The organism is Catenulispora yoronensis (assembly GCF_039531695.1).
Taxonomy (GTDB): Bacteria; Actinomycetota; Actinomycetes; order Streptomycetales; family Catenulisporaceae; genus Catenulispora; species Catenulispora yoronensis.
Genome location: NZ_BAAAQN010000076.1, coordinates 18,664 through 35,559, shown reverse-complemented (window position 1 = coordinate 35,559; position 16,896 = coordinate 18,664). Strand labels below are relative to the sequence as shown.

General features: G+C 71.7%; 17 protein-coding genes. 13 read left to right on the top strand and 4 right to left on the bottom strand.

The window, feature by feature from the left end; all coding sequences use genetic code 11:
- Positions 1–84 precede the first annotated feature (84 nt).
- From ABD481_RS40595 to galE, 8 genes are all read left to right on the top strand, one after another.
- Positions 85–945, top strand: coding sequence for a fumarylacetoacetate hydrolase family protein (locus ABD481_RS40595; RefSeq protein WP_344671226.1), 861 nt, complete (start codon positions 85–87; stop codon positions 943–945).
- The gene (locus ABD481_RS40590) at positions 942–2,255 is read left to right on the top strand and encodes an L-fuconate dehydratase (protein WP_344671225.1); all 1,314 of its coding nucleotides are present in this window, start codon (positions 942–944) and stop codon (positions 2,253–2,255) included. Before ABD481_RS40595 ends, ABD481_RS40590 begins: the two co-directional genes overlap by 4 nt.
- A gap of 1 nt (position 2,256) precedes the next feature.
- A complete protein-coding gene (locus ABD481_RS40585) occupies positions 2,257–3,015 on the top strand; it encodes an SDR family NAD(P)-dependent oxidoreductase (protein WP_344671224.1) in 759 nt (252 codons plus the stop codon).
- Positions 3,016–3,019: 4 nt separating this feature from the next.
- Positions 3,020–3,928, top strand: a complete 909-nt coding sequence (locus ABD481_RS40580; protein WP_344671223.1) for an aldo/keto reductase — start codon at positions 3,020–3,022, stop codon at positions 3,926–3,928.
- A gap of 1 nt (position 3,929) precedes the next feature.
- A complete protein-coding gene (locus ABD481_RS40575; protein ID WP_344671222.1) occupies positions 3,930–4,613 on the top strand; it encodes a (Fe-S)-binding protein in 684 nt (227 codons plus the stop codon).
- Positions 4,610–6,070, top strand: coding sequence for a lactate utilization protein B (locus ABD481_RS40570; RefSeq protein ID WP_344671221.1), 1,461 nt, complete (start codon positions 4,610–4,612; stop codon positions 6,068–6,070). The genes ABD481_RS40575 and ABD481_RS40570 overlap by 4 nt, the downstream gene beginning before the upstream one ends.
- Positions 6,067–6,714, top strand: a complete 648-nt coding sequence (locus ABD481_RS40565) for a LutC/YkgG family protein (RefSeq protein ID WP_344671220.1) — start codon at positions 6,067–6,069, stop codon at positions 6,712–6,714. The genes ABD481_RS40570 and ABD481_RS40565 overlap by 4 nt, the downstream gene beginning before the upstream one ends.
- A gap of 76 nt (positions 6,715–6,790) precedes the next feature.
- Positions 6,791–7,774, top strand: coding sequence for a UDP-glucose 4-epimerase GalE (gene galE / locus ABD481_RS40560; RefSeq protein ID WP_344671219.1), 984 nt, complete (start codon positions 6,791–6,793; stop codon positions 7,772–7,774).
- A 68-nt stretch (positions 7,775–7,842) separates the two neighbouring features.
- Here the strand turns inward: galE and ABD481_RS40555 are convergent, their stop codons facing one another.
- The gene (locus ABD481_RS40555) at positions 7,843–8,046 is read right to left on the bottom strand and encodes a cold-shock protein (protein ID WP_344671218.1); all 204 of its coding nucleotides are present in this window, start codon (positions 8,044–8,046) and stop codon (positions 7,843–7,845) included.
- 313 nt (positions 8,047–8,359) lie between these two features.
- Between ABD481_RS40555 and ABD481_RS40550 the strand changes: the two genes are divergently transcribed.
- Both ABD481_RS40550 and ABD481_RS40545 read left to right on the top strand, forming a co-directional pair.
- Positions 8,360–9,778: an NAD-dependent malic enzyme gene (locus ABD481_RS40550; protein ID WP_344671217.1), complete on the top strand. Its 1,419-nt coding sequence runs from the start codon at positions 8,360–8,362 to the stop codon at positions 9,776–9,778.
- 58 nt (positions 9,779–9,836) lie between these two features.
- Positions 9,837–10,325 (top strand): nitroreductase family deazaflavin-dependent oxidoreductase, encoded by a 489-nt coding sequence (locus ABD481_RS40545; protein ID WP_344671216.1) that lies wholly within the window; start codon positions 9,837–9,839, stop codon positions 10,323–10,325.
- A gap of 624 nt (positions 10,326–10,949) precedes the next feature.
- Here the strand turns inward: ABD481_RS40545 and ABD481_RS40540 are convergent.
- Complete coding sequence (locus ABD481_RS40540; protein WP_344671215.1) at positions 10,950–11,417, bottom strand: DIP1984 family protein; 468 nt, start codon at positions 11,415–11,417, stop codon at positions 10,950–10,952.
- Between the two features lie 86 nt (positions 11,418–11,503).
- On the bottom strand, positions 11,504–12,856 hold the full coding sequence (gene murA, locus ABD481_RS40535; protein WP_344671214.1) for a UDP-N-acetylglucosamine 1-carboxyvinyltransferase: 1,353 nt from the start codon (positions 12,854–12,856) through the stop codon (positions 11,504–11,506).
- Positions 12,857–13,174: 318 nt separating this feature from the next.
- Between murA and ABD481_RS40530 the strand changes: the two genes are divergently transcribed.
- Positions 13,175–13,792 carry a YqgE/AlgH family protein gene (locus tag ABD481_RS40530; protein ID WP_344671213.1) on the top strand — a complete coding sequence of 206 codons (618 nt, stop codon included), beginning with the start codon at positions 13,175–13,177 and terminating at the stop codon, positions 13,790–13,792.
- A gap of 193 nt (positions 13,793–13,985) precedes the next feature.
- Here the strand turns inward: ABD481_RS40530 and ABD481_RS40525 are convergent, their stop codons facing one another.
- Complete coding sequence (locus ABD481_RS40525) at positions 13,986–14,855, bottom strand: hypothetical protein (protein ID WP_344671212.1); 870 nt, start codon at positions 14,853–14,855, stop codon at positions 13,986–13,988.
- Between the two features lie 300 nt (positions 14,856–15,155).
- Between ABD481_RS40525 and ABD481_RS40520 the strand changes: the two genes are divergently transcribed.
- The gene (locus ABD481_RS40520) at positions 15,156–15,446 is read left to right on the top strand and encodes a DUF3039 domain-containing protein (RefSeq protein ID WP_344671211.1); all 291 of its coding nucleotides are present in this window, start codon (positions 15,156–15,158) and stop codon (positions 15,444–15,446) included.
- A gap of 8 nt (positions 15,447–15,454) precedes the next feature.
- Positions 15,455–16,891: an FAD binding domain-containing protein gene (locus tag ABD481_RS40515; protein WP_344671210.1), complete on the top strand. Its 1,437-nt coding sequence runs from the start codon at positions 15,455–15,457 to the stop codon at positions 16,889–16,891.
- The last annotated feature ends 5 nt before the right edge of the window (positions 16,892–16,896 follow it).

Sequence of the window (16,896 nt, the reverse complement as noted above, 5' to 3'; positions counted from 1 at the left end):
GGCAGGCCGGGGCCGGAAACCGACTGTGAGAAGGATCTTGATTCCCTTGACGATAGATCCGATGTTTGCCTAGAGTCCCGAGGCGTGAAACTCCTCCGCCTCGGCGAGCCCGGCCGCGAGCGCCCCGTGCTGCTCGCGCCCGACGGCCGTCATCTCGACCTGGCCGGCGTCGCCGGCGACCTGGACCGCGCGTTCTGGCTGGACGGCGGTCCGGACCGGGTGCGCGCCGCCGCCGCCTCCGGCGCCCTGCCCGAGCTCCCGCCCGAGCAGGTCGCCGGGCTGCGGGTGGGCGCGGCCGTCGCCCGGCCCGGCAAGGTGGTCTGCATCGGGCTGAACTACCGCGACCACGCCGAGGAGACCGGGGCGCCGATCCCGCCGCGGCCGGTGGTGTTCATGAAGGACCCGTACACCGTGGTCGGTCCGAACGACGACATCCTCATCCCGCGCGGGTCGGTGAAGACCGACTGGGAGGTGGAGCTCGCGGTGGTCGTCGGCGCGCGGGCCCGCTACCTGGAATCCGACGCCGAGGCGCTGGCTGCGATCGGCGGCTTCGCAGTCAGCAACGACGTCTCCGAGCGGGAGTTCCAGCTGGAGCGCTCGGCGCAGTGGGACCTGGGCAAGTCCTGCGAGACCTTCAACCCGCTGGGGCCGTGGCTGGTCACCCCGGACGAGGTCGCGGACTGCCAGCGGCTGGGCCTGCGGCTCTCGGTCAACGGCGTGCAGCGGCAGAACGGCAGCACCGCGAACATGATCTTCGGGGTCGCCGAGATCCTGCGCTACCTGTCGCAGCACATGGTGCTGGAGCCGGGTGACGTGGTGAACACCGGAACCCCGGCCGGCGTGGCGCTCGGCATCGAGGGCAACCCGTACCTGCGGGCCGGCGACGAGGTCGAGCTGGCTATCGACGGCCTCGGGTCGCAGCGCTCGAAGCTGGTGCCGGCATGAGCCGCGTCACCGGGCTCCAGACCTTCGACGTGCGGTTCCCGACCTCGCGCGAGCTCGACGGGTCCGACGCCATGAACCCGGACCCCGACTACTCCGCGGCCTACCTGATCCTGCGCACCGACGCCGAGGACGGCCTGTCCGGCCACGGCTTCACCTTCACCATCGGCCGCGGCAACGACGTCCAGGTGGCGGCGATCGAGGCGCTGCGCGAGCACGTCGTCGGCCTGGACGTCGACGCGGTGTGCGCGGACCCCGGGATCGTCAGCCGGGCCCTGATCGGAGACAGCCAGCTGCGGTGGCTGGGCCCCGAGAAGGGCGTCATGCACATGGCGATCGGCGCGGTCGTCAACGCGGTCTGGGACCTGGCCGCCCGGCGCGCCGGGGTGCCGTTGTGGAAGCTGCTGGCCGACGCCGATCCGGAGTGGCTGGTCTCGCAGGTCGACTTCCGCTACCTCACCGACGCGCTGACCCCGGAGGACGCGCTGGCCCTGCTGCGCCGCGGCAAGGACGGCGCGGCCGGGCGGGAGGCGCGGCTGCGTGCCGAGGGCTACCCCGCCTACACCACCTCCCCGGGCTGGCTCGGCTACTCCGACGAGAAGCTGACCCGGCTGGCGCACGAGGCGGTCGCCGCCGGCTTCAAGCAGATCAAGCTCAAGGTCGGCGCCGACCTCGCCGACGACGTCCGCCGCTGCCGGGCCGGCCGGGCCGCGGTCGGGCCGGACGTCCGGATGGCGATCGACGCCAACCAGCGCTGGAACGTCGGGCAGGCGATCGAGTGGGTCAAGGCGCTGGCCGAGTTCGACCCGTACTGGATCGAGGAGCCCACCTCCCCGGACGACGTGCTCGGGCACGCCGCGATCCGGGCGGCGGTGGCGCCGGTGAAGGTGGCCACCGGCGAGCACGTGCAGAACCGCATCGTGTTCAAGCAGCTGCTCCAGGCCGGGGCCATCGACTTCCTGCAGATGGACGCCGCGCGGGTCGGCGGCGTCAACGAGAACCTGGCGATCCTGTTGCTGGCGGCCAAGTTCGGGGTACCGGTGTGTCCGCACGCCGGCGGCGTCGGACTGTGCGAACTGGTGCAGCACCTGTCGATGTTCGACTTCGTGGCGCTGTCCGGGTCGCACGAGGACCGGGTCATCGAGTACGTCGACCACCTGCACGAGCACTTCCTGACCCCGACGGTGGTGCGCGACGGCGCCTACCGGGCCCCGACGGCGCCGGGCTTCTCCGCGCAGATGTACCCGGCGACGCTGGAGGCGTATTCGTACCCTGACGGCTCGTTCTGGCGCGCGGACCGAGGAGAGGTGTGAGATGCGGGACTTCGAAGGACTGAAGGCGGTGGTCACCGGCGGCGGCTCCGGGATCGGCGCGGCCACCGCCCGGACCCTGGCCAACCGCGGCGCCGCGGTGGCCGTGCTCGACCTGGACCCGGAGCCGGCGATCGCCGCCGGGCTGCACGGCTTCCGGGCCGACGTCGCCGACGACGCCTCGGTGCGGTCCGCGGTGGCCGCCGCCGTGGAGGCGCTCGGCGGCCTGGACGTGCTGGTCAACAACGCCGGCGTCGGCACCGCCGGCACCGTCGAGGACAACCCCGACGAGCAGTGGCTGAGGGTTTACGACGTGAACGTGGTCGGCATGGTCCGGGTCACCCGGGCCGCCCTGCCGGCGCTGCGCCGGTCCCGGTACGCGGCGATCGTGAACACCTGCTCGATCGCCGCCACCGCCGGCCTGCCCCAGCGCGCGCTGTACTCGGCGACCAAGGGCGCGGTGCTGTCGCTGACCCTGGCGATGGCCGCGGACCACGTGCGCGAGGGCATCCGAGTGAACTGCGTGAACCCCGGCACCGCCGACACGCCGTGGGTGGGCCGGCTGCTCGACGCGGCGGCCGACCCGGCCGCCGAACGCGCCGCGCTGGAGGCCCGGCAGCCGATGGGCCGCCTGGTCAGCGCCGACGAGGTGGCCGCCGCCATCGCCTACCTGGCCTCCCCGACCGCTGCCTCGGTGACCGGCACGGCGCTGGCCGTCGACGGCGGCATGGCGGGTCTGCGGCTGCGCCCCGTGGGACAGTGAGGGCATGCGGAACCTGACCGACCTGTCCTTCGGGGCCGCCGGGATCGGCAACCTGTTCAGCGTGGTGGGCGAGCAGGACGCGCGCGCGACCGTGGACGCCGCCTGGGACGCCGGGATCCGGGTCTTCGACACGGCGCCGCACTACGGGCTCGGCCTGTCGGAGCGGCGGCTCGGCGCGGCGCTGCGCACCCGGCCGCGCGCGGAGTTCGTCCTGTCCACCAAGGTCGGGCGGATCCTCGAACCGGTCGCCGAGCCCGAGGGCCAGGACACCGAGGGCTTCGCGGTGCCGGCGGCGTTCCGGCGGGTCCTGGACTACTCCGCCGACGGCGTGCGCCGGTCCATCGAGGCCAGCCTGGAGCGCCTGGGCCTGGACCGGATCGACCTGGCCCTGATCCACGACCCGGACTTCGACGAGGAGCAGGCGCTGGGCGAGGCGTTCCCGGCGCTGGCCCGGCTGCGGGAGGAGGGCGTCCTGGGCGCGGTCGGCGTCGGGATGAACCAGACCCGGATCCCGTTGCGGTTCGTCCGCGAAACCGATATCGATGTGGTGCTGCTCGCCGGTCGCCACACCCTGCTGGACCGGTCGGGCACCGAACTGCTCGACGCGGCCGCGGAACGAGGGGTGGACATGGTGATCGGCGGGGTGTTCAACTCGGGTCTTCTGGTCGATCCCCGGCCGACGTCGACCTACGACTACAAGACGGTCGCGCCCGACGTGCTCGCGAAGGCGTTGCGGCTCAAGGCGACCTGCGAGCGGCACGGCGTCCCGCTGCGGGCCGCCGCGCTCCAGTTCCCGGCCCGGCATCCGGCCGTGAAGTCGGTCCTGATCGGCGCGCGCTCGCCCCGCGAGGTCCGCGACTGCGTGGAGATGGCGCGGCTGCCGATCCCCGACGCGCTGTGGGCAGAGGTCTGAGATGCGGGTCGCGCTGTTCATCGCGTGCTACAACGACGCGCTGTTCCCGGACACCGGCAAGGCCGTCACCGCCGTGCTGGAGCGGCTCGGGCACACCGTGGAGTTCCCGATGGCCCAGACCTGCTGCGGCCAGATGCACTACAACACCGGCTACCGCCGCGAGGCCGACGCCCTGGTCGGCGCGTTCAACGACGCCTTCCGCGGCTACGACGCGATCGTGACGCCGTCGGGATCCTGCGGCGGCCATGTACGCCACCACCACGACACTGAGACCGCGCCGGACGTCTACGAGTTCTCCGAATTCCTGGTCGACGTGCTCGGCGTGACCGATGTCGGCGCCTACTATCCGCACCGGGTCACCTACCATCCGACATGCCACAGTCTGCGCATGCTGAGGGTCGGCGACAAGCCATTGCGATTGCTGCGCGCGGTGCGGGGAATCGACCTGGTGGAACTGCCCGAGGCCGAATCCTGCTGCGGTTTCGGCGGCACGTTCGCGGTGAAGAACTCTGAGACGTCGGTGGCGATGCTCCGGGACAAGATGGGCAATATCGGTGCGACCAAGGCGGACACGCTCTGTGCTTCCGACAACTCCTGTCTGATGCATATCGGCGGCGGCCTGGGGCGCATCAAATCGGGAATCAGGACACTGCATCTGGCGGAGATTCTGGCGGGTACCCGATGAGCGATCAGAAAGTGAATGTGGTCTGGCTGGGGTCACCGACCTTCCCGAATGCCGCACATACCGCACTGAAGGACGAACAGCTCCGCCGCAACCTCAAGCACGCGACAACGACCATTCGCGATAAAAGGCTGCGAGCCGTCGCGGAACTCGAGGACTGGGAAACCCTGCGCCTGGCCGGCTCCCGGATCAAAGACCGCGTGATGCGGCACCTGGACGAGTACCTGCTGCGCCTGGAGGCGTCCGTCACCGCCGCCGGCGGCGTCGTGCACTGGGCCGCCGACGCCGCGGAGGCCAACCGCATCGTCATCGACCTGGTGCGGGCCCGGGGCGCCGACGAGGTCGTGAAGATCAAGTCCATGGCCACCCAGGAGATCGGCCTCAACGAGGCGCTCGCCGAGGAGGGCGTCACCGCCACCGAGACCGACCTCGCCGAGCTCATCGTGCAGCTCGACGACGACCGGCCCTCGCACATCCTGGTCCCGGCGATCCACCGCAACCGCACCGAGATCCGCGACATCTTCCGCCGCGAGATGGGCAAGAACGGCGTCCCGGCCCCCGACGGCCTGACCGACGAGCCGCGCGTCCTGGCCGAGGCCGCCCGCCGCCACCTGCGGGAGAAGTTCCTGCGCGCGAAGGTCGCGGTGTCCGGGGCGAACTTCGCCTGCGCCGACACCGGCACGGTCGGCGTCGTCGAGTCCGAGGGCAACGGCCGGATGTGCCTGACCCTGCCGGAGACCCTGATCACGGTCATGGGCATCGAGAAGGTGCTGCCGACGTTCGCCGACCTGGAGGTGTTCCTCCAGCTGCTGCCCCGGTCCTCCACCGCCGAACGGATGAATCCCTATACCTCGTTGTGGACCGGCGTCACCCCCGGCGACGGTCCGCGGGAGTTCCATCTGATCCTGCTCGACAACGGCCGCACCGCGACCCTGGCCGACCGCCAGGGCCGCTCGGCGCTGCACTGCATCCGCTGCTCGGCCTGCCTGAACGTGTGCCCGGTCTACGAGCGCACCGGCGGCCGCTCCTACGGCTCGGTCTACCCGGGGCCGATCGGCGCGGTGCTGACCCCGCAGCTGGTCGGCGTCGGGAGCTCGAAGCACGCCGACTCCCTGCCGTTCGCCTCCACCCTGTGCGGGGCCTGCTACGACGCCTGCCCGGTCCGCATCGACATCCCCGAGATGCTGGTGCACCTGCGGCAGAAAGTCGTGGACGCGCACCGCGGCGACGGGTTCCCGAAGCCGGAGGCGCTCGCCATGAAGGGCGCGCGGCTGGTCTTCGGATCGCCCCGGCGGCTGGCGTTCGCGGAGCGGCTGGGCGCCGTCGGCGGACGGATCATCGGGATCCGCGGCGGCCGGTGGCTGCCCGGGCCGGCGAAGAAGTGGACCGACGCGCGCGACGTTCCGGTGCCGGCGCGCGAATCGTTCCGGACCTGGTGGCGAAGGACGGGACGAGGATGAGCACACCGGTTTCGGCCAAGGACCGCATCCTGGCGAGCATCCGCTCGGCGCTGCACGACGTGCCGAAGGACGAGCGCCCCGAGGACGTCGACGTCCCCCGCGACTACCTGGACAGCCACGCGACCGGCGACGTCGTCGAGCTGTTCGTGGAACGCGTCGAGGACTACCGCGCGACGGTCACCCGGGTCCCCCCGGAGGAGGTCCCGGCAGAGATTGCCCGGATCCTCGGCGACCGCGGCGTCGAGAACCTCGTGGTGCCGCCGGGCTTCCCCGAGGACTGGCTCACCGGCTTCACCGGCACCCGGCTGTCCGACGACCCGCCGCTGAGCGCCGCCGACCTGGACGCCGCCGACGGCGTCGTCACCACCGCCGCGCAGGGCATCGCGCTCACCGGGACGATCGTGCTCGACGCCGGGCCCGGCCAGGGCCGGCGCGCGTTGTCGCTGGTCCCGGACCTGCACCTGTGCGTGGTCCGGGCCTGGCAGGTGCTGGCCGACGTGCCGCTCGCGGTCCGGGCCCTGGTCCCGCACCGGCCGACGACGTTGGTCTCGGGGCCGTCCGCGACCTCGGACATCGAGCTGGACCGGGTCGAGGGCGTGCACGGCCCGCGGACCCTGGAGGTCCTGCTGATTGTTGATTCCTGATGGAGTCTGTTTATTTTTGAGATCTCGGCTAGGCTGGGGGCACGTTCCACCCGGTCGCACTGGAGGTCTGGAAAGTATGCGTTTGCTCGTCATCGGAGGCGCGGGGTACGTCGGGTCGGTCACCGCCGCGGTGCTGGTCCGGGCCGGTCACGACGTGACCGTGGTCGACGACCTGTCGACCGGGCACCGGGACGCCGTACCGGCCGGCGCCGCCTTCCGGCACGCCGACGTGCTGGACGAGCGGCAGCTCGGCGACGTGCTGCGGGCCGTCACCGCCGACGGCCCGATCGACGCGGTCCTGCACTTCGCGGCCCGCTCGCTGGTCGGCGAGTCGGTCTCGGAGCCGGCCCGCTACTTCCGGCACAACATCGTCAGCACCGCCAACCTGCTGGAGGCGATGCGGGACCACGGGATCGGCACCATCGTGTTCTCCTCGACCGCGGCGACCTACGGCGAGCCGGAGCGCAGCCCGATCACCGAGGACCTGCCGACCGTCCCGACCAACCCCTACGGCGCCTCGAAACTGGCCGCCGACCAGCTGCTGACCTTCGCCGCCCCGGCCTACGGCATCGCGGCGGTGTCGCTGCGGTACTTCAACGTCGCCGGCGCCGACGGCTCGCAGGGCGAGCGCCACGAGGTGGAGACCCACCTAATCCCGCGCCTGCTGGACGTCGCGGCCGGGAAGGCGCCGGAGGCCTCGGTGTTCGGCACCGACTACCCCACGCCCGACGGCACCGCGATCCGCGACTACATCCACGTGCGCGACCTGGCCGAGGCGCACCTGCTGGCCCTGGACGCGGCGCGGACCGGGGAGCACCTGATCTGCAACCTCGGCACCGGCACCGGCTTCTCGGTGTACGAGGTGCTGGAGGCGGTGCGCAAGGCCACCGGCCACGAGCTGCCGGCCGTCGAGCGGCCGCGGCGGGCCGGCGACCCGGCGCGGCTGGTCGCGTCCGCCGAACGGGCCCGGACCGTGCTGGGCTGGCAGCCGGAGCGCACCGACCTGGTCGGGATCGTGCAGGACGCCTGGGCCTTCTATCGGCGCGCCGACGGCGAATAAAACAAAAAAGCCGCATCCGGACAATGTCCGGATGCGGCTCACTCATTGCCGCGAAAGGCGGAAACCGCTTAAAGCGGGCGGACGTCCTCCGCCTGCGCGCCCTTCGGGCCCTGGGTCACCTCGAACTCCACTCGCTGGTTCTCCTCCAGCGAACGGTAGCCGTTGGACTGGATTGCCGAGAAGTGCACGAACACATCCGGACCCCCCTCGTCCTGCGAGATGAAGCCGTAGCCCTTCTCAGCGTTGAACCACTTGACTGTCCCCTGAGCCATCCTGCTCTCATTTCCTGCTTGAAGCCACGTTTGTCGGTCTGCGGTTCTAGACGAGAACGGCCCGGCGGAATGGAGTTCCGCTGGGCCTTTAACACCGCGAACTTATGACCTTGGCTGCGAGTGTACGCGATCATCCTTCGCGCGGCGAACGACTAGATCACGATGCAGCCACGATGCGATCACGCCGGGGGCGGTTCGGCGCATATCGTGCACCGCTCGCGCACCACTCCTTAGCCGATACCACCCTCGAAGGCAAGGGGTGCTGTTCTAGGCTTGGCGCGTAGAAACCCGGCAGTCCAAAGGAGAACCGCCAGTGTCCGCGTCACCCAGCGTGTCCTATTCGATCACCGTCCGGCTGGAGGCACCCTCCTACGGCAACGCGGTGAGCGGGATCACCAGGGTGGTGGAGGACGCCGGCGGCGTCGTCACCGGCCTGGACGTCTCCGGTTCCAGCCGCGACCGGCTCCGCGTCGACGTCACGATCGCCGCCTCCAGCGAGGAGCACTCCCGCGCGGTCACCGAGGCCCTGGGCAAGATCGAGGGCGTCGAGGTCGGCCGGGTCTCCGACCGCACCTTCCTGATGCACCTCGGCGGCAAGATCGAGATGCGCTCCAAGGTGTCGCTGCGCAACCGCGACGAGCTGTCCATGGCCTACACCCCCGGCGTCGCCCGGGTCTCCCTGGCGCTGGCCGAGAACCCCGACGACGCCCGGCGCCTGACCATCAAGCGCAACACCGTCGCGGTCGTCACCGACGGCTCGGCCGTGCTGGGCCTGGGCAACATCGGCCCGATCGCGGCGCTGCCGGTGATGGAGGGCAAGGCCGCCCTGTTCAAGCAGTTCGCCGGCGTCGACGCCTGGCCGCTGTGCCTGGACACCCAGGACACCGAGGAGATCATCCGGGTGGTCAAGGCCATCGCCCCCGGCTTCGCCGGCATCAACCTGGAGGACATCAGCGCCCCCCGCTGCTTCGAGATCGAGCGCCGGCTGCGCGAGGAGCTCGACATCCCGGTCTTCCACGACGACCAGCACGGCACCGCCATCGTGGTGCTGGCGGCGCTCACCAACGCGCTGAAGGTGGTCGGCAAGAAGCTCTCCGACGTCCGCATCGTCGGCTCCGGCGCCGGGGCCGCCGGCACCGCCATCCTGCGCCTGCTGATCGCCGCCGGCGCCACCAGCATCACCGTCGCGGACTACCACGGCGTGGTCCACCGCGAGCGCGACGACCTGGACCGCGACGCCGAGCTGCGCTGGGTGGCCGAGCACACCAACCCGGGGAACCTGACCGGCACCCTGAAGGAGGCGCTGGCCGGCGCCGACGTCTTCATCGGCGTCTCCGCCCCGCACATCCTGACCGGCGACGACATCGCCACCATGGCCCCCGGCGCCATCGTCTTCGCCCTGGCCAACCCCGAGCCGGAGGTCGACCCGGACGAGGCGCTGCGCCACGCCGCGGTGGTGGCCACCGGCCGCAGCGACTACCCGAACCAGATCAACAACGTCCTCGCCTTCCCCGGCGTCTTCCGCGGCCTGATCGACGCCCAGTCCAACCACATCACGCCGGAGGTGCTGGTCGCGGCGGCGAAGGCGATCGCCTCCACGGTCGGCGACAGCGACCTGAACCCGAGCTACATCGTCCCGAGCGTGTTCCACCGGGATTTGGCGAAGACGGTCGCGGAGGCCGTGGTGGAGGTGGTGAAGGGGGTGAAGGGGGCCTCCTCCGCGCCGAAGTAGGCAGTGGCAGGCGGTCACCAACCGCACTAGACGGACGCCGAAGAGTAACGTCGACGACATGGGTACTGAGACGGAAGCAGCTGGACGTCCGGCGGGCAAGGCTCAGACACTGCGCTTGCAGGGACTGGCCAACGCTTTTACGCGCACGGCGTTGAGCACCCCGGGTGTGGCCAAAGGGATCGGACGATACCTGATCCTGCTCTACGTCGTGGGCCGCAAGTCGGGCAAGAAGTACACGGTCCCGATCGCCTACATCGAGCACGACGGGAAGGTACTGGTCGGCACGCAGTTCGGCTGGGCCCGGAACCTGGCGACCGGCCAGGACCTCCGGGTCCGCTACAAGGGCAAGGTACGAACCGCCGAGGTCGAGGTGGTCGCCGGCGAGCAGCGAACGATCGACCTGTACGCCGCCCTGTGCCGGGCCAACCACAACTTCGCGAAGTTCCACAACATCGCGATCGGCGCCGACGGCGAGCCCGACCCGGCCAATCTGCGCGAGGCATACCAGCAGGGCGCCAAGGCGATCCTGCTCACGCCGAAGCCGTAGGCGGCCGGGGAGGACGGCCGCTCGCGCGCGGCGGGGAAGCCGACCGGTGCTGGACGGCGGTCGGAGCACAGCCGGACCCGACGCCGGCCGAGACCGAGCCCGGCCAAGACCGAGCCCAGCCGAGACCGAAGCCAGCCAAGACCGAGCCCGGCCAAGACAGAATCCGGCCGAGACCGAAGCCGGATCGAGTCCGGCCAATATCGAGCCCGGCCGAGTCTGAGCGCGGCTGAAATCGAGCCTGGCTGAGACTGAGCGTGGCCGAGCCCGAAGCTGGCCAGGACCGAAACCGGCCAAGACCGAGCCCAGCCTAGATCGAATCCGGCCAACACAGAACCCGGCCAACACAGAACCCGGCGGCCGCGGACCGGAATCCGCTGCCGCCGGGCTCCCACCGAGCGGAGTTCCCCGAACCCGCCCTCGCCGCCGCCGACCTGCACGAGGTAGTTAGCCGTACACCGTGCGCCATGACCTGTGAGGCATGCTGGGCGAAAGTGTTATTGGGGGAGTTGAACCCCCGGCACTGCCCTCGGCGCCACCGGGCTGGACCGAAGTGACCCGTCGGTCCGCGGGCGTGCACGCTTCGGCGGCGGTTACCGTCTCCGCTCGGTTGATTGTGGCCGGACCTCAGTCCAGCAGGTCGACCTCCCAGTTCGCCTTCTGGATCCGGGTGTCCAGTTCGCGGATCCGGCGTGCCAGGTCGTCGGCTTCGGTGCGCAGTCCGGCTACTGGCAGTGCGCTCAGCATCTTGAGCTCCGAGCGCAGCTGTCGCGCGTAGTTGCTGTTCTTCCCGGCGGCCGCGTCGGCGGCCGCGGTCACTACTGAGTGGCGCAGTCGCAGGGTGTCGCGCGCGGCCAGGGCGTCGGTGAGGGTGCCTTCCGGCCCGATCGTTGCCGCGGCGTTGGTCCGGTTGATCCGTCGGACCAGCGTCTCGAATCCGTCGAGCACCGTGCCGGCCTCGGCCAGCAGGGCGGAGGCGTCCTCGGACGGCTCCTCGCCCTCCTGGAAACGCGCGTTGGCGACGATCCGCGCCTTGAGCTGCTCCACGCGGCGCGCGGCGTCGGCCCGCAGTGCCAGGGCTTCGGCAACCTTCATGGCCACCTCCTCACAAGGTCGACTTCTTTGGTCGGCCCAGTATGGGTGGCCCCAGGCGGGGCCGTCACGGCGTTTTCGTGCCGGTACTAGCCCGCGACGCCCATCTCGAAGTCGGCACCGAGTGCGGACAGCTTCGCCTCGAAGTCCTCGTAGCCGCGGTGGATCAGGCTGATCCCGTGGACGGTGGAGGTGCCCTGCGCGGCCAGGGCCGCGATCAGGTAGCTGAAGCCGGCGCGGAGGTCCGGGATGGTCAGCTCGGCGCCGTGGAGCTTGGTCGGGCCCGAGATCACGGCCGAGTGCTGGAAGTTCCGCTGGCCGAAGCGGCAGGCGCTGCCGCCCAGGCACTCCCGGTACAGCTGGATCTGCGCGCCCATCCGGTTCAGCGCCTCGGTGAAGCCCAGCCGCTGCTCGTAGACCGTCTCGTGGACGATCGACAGGCCGTTCGCCTGGGTCAGCGCCACCACCAGCGGCTGCTGCCAGTCCGTCGACAGGCCCGGGTGCACGTCGGTCTCCAGCGCCAGCGCCCGCATCTGGCCGCCGGAGTGCCAGAACCGGATCGACTCCTGGCCCGGCGTGTCGTCGACCTCGAAGTCTCCCCCTATACGGCGGAACACGTTGAGGAACGTCATCATCTCGCCCTGCTGTGCCCCGACCACGCGGATGTCGCCGCCGGTCGCCAGCGCCGCGCAGGCCCACGAGGCGGTCTCCAGGCGGTCCGGCAGGGAGCGGTGCGTGAAGCCGTCCAGGCGGTCCACGCCGATGATGCGGACCACGCGGTCGTTGTGGACGGAGATTATGGCGCCCATCTTCTGCAGCACCGCGATCAGGTCCACGATCTCCGGCTCGGTGGCCGCGTTCGACAGCTCGGTGACGCCCTCGGCCAGCACCGCCGTCAGCAGCACCTGCTCGGTGGCGCCGACGCTCGGGTACGGCAGCCGGATGTGGGTGCCGCGCAGCCGCTCGGGGGCGGAGATCAGCAGGCCCTCGGGGCGCTTCTCGACCACCGCGCCGAAGGCGCGCAGCGCGTCCAGGTGGAAGTCGATCGGCCGGTCGCCGATCTTGCAGCCGCCCAGGTCCGGGATGAAGGCGCGGCCCAGCCGGTGCAGCAGTGGCCCGCAGAACAGCACCGGGATCCGGCTGGTGCCGGCGTGCGCCTCGACCGCGGCGTCGCTGGCGCGCTCCACCGAGGCCGGGTCCAGCACCAGGGTGTCGGGGTCGGCACCGCGGGTGACCGAGACACCGTGCGCCTCCAGCAGCCCGGTGACGATGCGGACGTCGGAGATGTCCGGGACGTTGTGCAGCACCGAGGTGCCGTGGCCGAGCAGGGCCGCGACCATCGCCTTGGGCACCAGGTTCTTCGCGCCCCGGACCCGGACCTCGCCGGACAGGGCGGTGCCGCCGTGCACTGTCAGGACGTCGGAGGCGGTGCTCGGGTCCATGTCTCTCCTGGGGTGTTCTCTGCGTCCGAACGGTGTCGGATCGGCGTCGGAACGGCGTCGGCGCTCAGCGTCCGGCGCCGGATCCGGATCGGATCCGTGCCGGTGGGCGGCGGCACGGCGGGATCGGCGGCTGATTTAGGGTACTCGAACACCGGGGCGCGGCGGCCGAAGCGCGCGAAGATCGGACAGGGGGATGCCCCGGATGCGCGCCGCCCCCGCCGGGCCCGAGAGTCAACAGAACGTCAAGACGGCGTCGTGGACGCGCGGTCCTCGGGCAAAAGGCGCCAGCGGACGGCCGGGTGCGGGATCATGTCTGCCATGACGGACGCAGGGCGCGACGCGGGGGAGCAGGACGGCGGCCGCACGCCGCTGGAGCGGCTGACCGGCAAGCTGCTGGTCGCCACCACGGTCCTGGTCGACCCCAACTTCGACCGCACCGTGGTGCTGGTCGTCGACCACGACGACGACGGCACCCTGGGCGTCGTCCTCAACCGGCCCGGCAGCCTGGACGTCGGGGACGTGCTGGAGACCTGGGCCCCGCTGGCCGCCGAGCCGCCGACGGTGTTCCTCGGGGGGCCGGTGGCGCTGGACTCGGCACTGGGGATCGCGTGCGTACGCCCGGAGGCCTCGATGCCGGGGGAGGAGCCGCTGGGCTGGCGCCAGTTCTCCGGGCGGCTGGGCCTGGTGGACCTGGACGCGCCGCCGGAGGTGCTGGCCCCGGACCTGACCGCGCTGCGGATCTTCGCCGGATACGCCGGCTGGGGCCCCGGGCAGCTGGCCGGGGAGCTGGCGCAGCGCGCCTGGTACGTGCTGGAGCCGGAGCTCGCCGACGTCTTCACCACCGAGCCCGAGGAGCTGTGGCGGCGGGTGCTGCGGCGGCAGGGCGGGACCATCGCGATGGTCGCCAACTGGACCGAGGACCCCGACCAGAACTGACCCCGCGAAGCGGCACGAAGCCCTTGCGTGGAAGAAGCAGCGGAAGTCGGCAGATCGGCGGAAGCGGAAGAAGCGGAAGAAACAGAAGAATCCGGCAGCGCTTCGGAAAAGGCCCGGCGCCACCGGTCTTCGGCGGTTCCGGGCCTTTTCGGATTCCTCGTTCCGAACCCTCGGTGCGGCAGCCGTGCTGTTGCTACTGCTGCTGCGAGCTCAGCGTCCGGGTGATGTCCTTCATGCTCGGGATCTCCGATCCGACCACGCCGGTCTTCAGCAGGATGCCGTACAGCACGACGGCCAGCCCGAGCACCAGCGCGGCCTGCGCGAACGCCCGGGAGTAGAGCTTGTTCCGCTGCGCCGTCCACAGGCCGAGGACGATCAGCGCCAGCAGGATCGCCACCAGCCCGAGGATGATGTGCGTCCACGACTGGAACTCGATCCAGTCGCGCTGGACGCCGAACGGGTCCTGCCTGGCCCGCGGGACGTTGTTCTTGTAGTCCGACCACGTGCGGGAAGCGTCGCGCGCCTGCACCAGCGGGTACACCAGCAGGAAGGCTCCGGCCCCGAGCAGGCTCGCGAGCAGCGCCAGGACCGAGGCGGCCTCGATGCCGGGCAGGAACGTGGCCGCGATGCCGGTGCTGGGGGTGTTCGGGTCCCGGGGGCCGCCGTAGTTGTCGTAGTCCTCGGGGGCGGCGGCCCAGGGGTTGTTCGGGTCGGGCTGGACCGCCCCGGCGGCGCCCGCCGCGCCGGCAGCACCCGCGGCGCCAGCAGCCCCGACCGCGCCCGCGGCCCCGACGGCTGCCGCCGTGCCCGCCGCGGCGGGCTGCGCAGGCGGCGTCTGCGGAGTCTGGGGAGTCTGCGGAGCCGGCGGCTGGTTCGAGGACTGACTCGGGTCCTGCGGCTGATTCTGTGGCGGGCTCTGTGGCGGGCTCTGCGGCTCCCCCTGGGCTTGGTTCTGGGCCTGCGGCTGCGGCGCAGCCGTTCCGGACACGGCGCCCGTCGGCGATCCGGCGTCCGGATCCGGCTGGCCGGTCGGCTCCGGCGGGGTGTTCGGGTTCTCGGTCACGGCATCAGTCCATTCATTGCGTTTCACACCATTGTGACCGCATTGCCGACAAAATCCCCGCCTGCCGCTCCGGGTCGAGCCTTTTCGGCTGCGGCCCTTATTCGGTCACCGACGCGTCGGTAATATCTGAAAGATCCTCATGTTCCAGGCGCAGACCCCTGACCGAGCTCGACGCGGCCGTCGCCTCTGGAGGCTGAACGACCTGGGAATCGTGTAGCCCCACGGCTGATGACGAGGCTGTGAGCTGCGCCGCGCTCATTCCCTGCTGGGAGGGGTGCGGCGCGGCATAGACTCAAGAGCATGAGCACGCCGACTTTCGAACCGGACACGGTGGGCTCGACGATCGTCGAGGAGCGCGTCGAGTCCGATTACCGCTACGAACCGGGTGACGAGGAGCGCTTCGCGCACTACGCGGAGCGGGACAAGATCATGGAGGCGTCCGTCTTCGGCACGCCCCTGACCGCGCTGTGCGGGAAGGTCTGGGTGCCCTCGCGCGACCCGAGCCGCTTCCCCGTGTGCCCGGAGTGCAAGGAGATCTTCGAGGGACTGGACCGCGACGGCGGCGACGAGGGCGACGGCGGGACCAACTGATCACGAACATGGGGCCGGGCGCCTTCGGGCCGCCTGGCGGGGGATTCGCGGCCGACGGTGGCGAGGCCGGCATCGGCGGCGCGGCGCCGCCGGACGATCAGGCACGCCCGGCGCGCCCCGCGCGTCAGGCGGACGGGCACGCGCTGCCGGTCCACGCGGCCGGCGGTGCCGAGTTCGGCGGCACCGACTTCGGTGGCACTGACTTCGGCGGCACCGACTTCGGCGGGGCCGCCGCGCGGCCCGGCTTCGAGCTGGGCGCGTTCGAGCTGGGCGACGAGCGCGAGCGGCGCGCCGAGCCGGACGATCCGACCCTCGACCCGTCGGCGAGCGGCGAGTTCCAGCTCGCGCCCGCCGACGTCGACCTGCCGCACCACGCCCCGGACGCCCCGGTGCCGGCCGCCGGCGAGGCGTTCGCCACCGGCCTGGGCGGTTCGGCGGTCTCCCCGGCGCCGGCGCTGTTCGGCCCGCTGAGCGTGGTCGAGGCGGTGCAGGTGCTGGCCGCGCGGCCGGACGCCGTGATCATCGCCGGCGGCACCGTCGCCATGCCGGAGATCACCAGCGGCCGCCGCCACCCCGGCGCGATCGTCACCCTGCACCGCTGCGCCGAGCTGCGCGGCTGGTCGCCGGGCCCCGGCGAGGTGCTGCTGCACGCCGGCCTCACGCTCACCGAGATGCAGCGCCAGGAACTGCGGGCGCAGGTGCCGGCGGTGGCGCAGGCGGCGCGGACCGTCGGCTCGCCGCACATCCGGGCCGCGGCCACGCTCGGCGGGAACCTGATGGTCGGGCCGGCCTCGGCCGACCTGCCGGTGGTGCTCGCCGCGCTCGGCGCCGAGGTGCTGGTGGCGTCGGTCGGCGGCGTGCGCACCGTGTCGGTGTTCGACTTCTACGACCGCGACGGCGTGCCGCAGCTCACCCCCGGCGAGCTGATCGTCGGGGCCCGGGTGCCGGTGGTGCGCGGGATGCAGGGCTTCATGAAGATCGGTGTGCGGGGCGGGACCTCGCGCGCGATCCTGTCGACCACGCTGGCCGTGGACCCCGCCCGCCGCAGCGCCACCTGCGTCGTGGGCGCCATGGCGCAGGCCGCGCTGCCCTCGGGCGCCGGACGCGCCGGGCTGCCGACGCTGCTGCGCGCCGACCACGCCGACCGCTGGCTGGCCGACCAGGTCGACTGGGACGCCGGCGCCATCGCCGACCCGGCGGTCTACGAGACCTTCGGCCGCCTGGTCGCCGAGTCGCTGGTGTACGGCGACGGCTCCGGAACCGTCGGCGGAGGCGGTGATCCCTATCGCCGCAAGGCCGCCGAGATCTGCGCCCGCCGCCTGCTGCTGCGCGCCCTGCCCCCGCTGGGCTGGCTGGACCAGGTGCGCGAACTCCAGCGCCGGGCCGACTTCCAGCGCGCCATCCAGCGCGTGGAGCGGGCCGAGCAGGCCAAGAGCCAGGAATAGCGCAG

Excerpts from the sequence above, each read along its gene's own strand:
- ABD481_RS40585 (WP_344671224.1), top strand. The coding sequence starts at position 2,257 with ATGCGGGACTTCGAAGGACTGAAGGCGGTGGTCACCGGCGGCGGCTCC.
- ABD481_RS40540 (WP_344671215.1), bottom strand. The coding sequence starts at position 11,417 with ATGAAGGTTGCCGAAGCCCTGGCACTGCGGGCCGACGCCGCGCGCCGC.
- ABD481_RS40575 (WP_344671222.1), top strand. The coding sequence starts at position 3,930 with ATGCGGGTCGCGCTGTTCATCGCGTGCTACAACGACGCGCTGTTCCCG.
- ABD481_RS40580 (WP_344671223.1), top strand. The coding sequence starts at position 3,020 with ATGCGGAACCTGACCGACCTGTCCTTCGGGGCCGCCGGGATCGGCAAC.
- murA (WP_344671214.1), bottom strand. The coding sequence starts at position 12,856 with ATGGACCCGAGCACCGCCTCCGACGTCCTGACAGTGCACGGCGGCACC.
- ABD481_RS40570 (WP_344671221.1), top strand. The coding sequence starts at position 4,610 with ATGAGCGATCAGAAAGTGAATGTGGTCTGGCTGGGGTCACCGACCTTC.
- ABD481_RS40515 (WP_344671210.1), top strand. The coding sequence starts at position 15,455 with ATGGGGCCGGGCGCCTTCGGGCCGCCTGGCGGGGGATTCGCGGCCGAC.
- ABD481_RS40520 (WP_344671211.1), top strand. The coding sequence starts at position 15,156 with ATGAGCACGCCGACTTTCGAACCGGACACGGTGGGCTCGACGATCGTC.
- ABD481_RS40565 (WP_344671220.1), top strand. The coding sequence starts at position 6,067 with ATGAGCACACCGGTTTCGGCCAAGGACCGCATCCTGGCGAGCATCCGC.
- ABD481_RS40590 (WP_344671225.1), top strand. The coding sequence starts at position 942 with ATGAGCCGCGTCACCGGGCTCCAGACCTTCGACGTGCGGTTCCCGACC.
- ABD481_RS40545 (WP_344671216.1), top strand. The coding sequence starts at position 9,837 with ATGGGTACTGAGACGGAAGCAGCTGGACGTCCGGCGGGCAAGGCTCAG.
- ABD481_RS40530 (WP_344671213.1), top strand. The coding sequence starts at position 13,175 with ATGACGGACGCAGGGCGCGACGCGGGGGAGCAGGACGGCGGCCGCACG.
- ABD481_RS40555 (WP_344671218.1), bottom strand. The coding sequence starts at position 8,046 with ATGGCTCAGGGGACAGTCAAGTGGTTCAACGCTGAGAAGGGCTACGGC.
- galE (WP_344671219.1), top strand. The coding sequence starts at position 6,791 with ATGCGTTTGCTCGTCATCGGAGGCGCGGGGTACGTCGGGTCGGTCACC.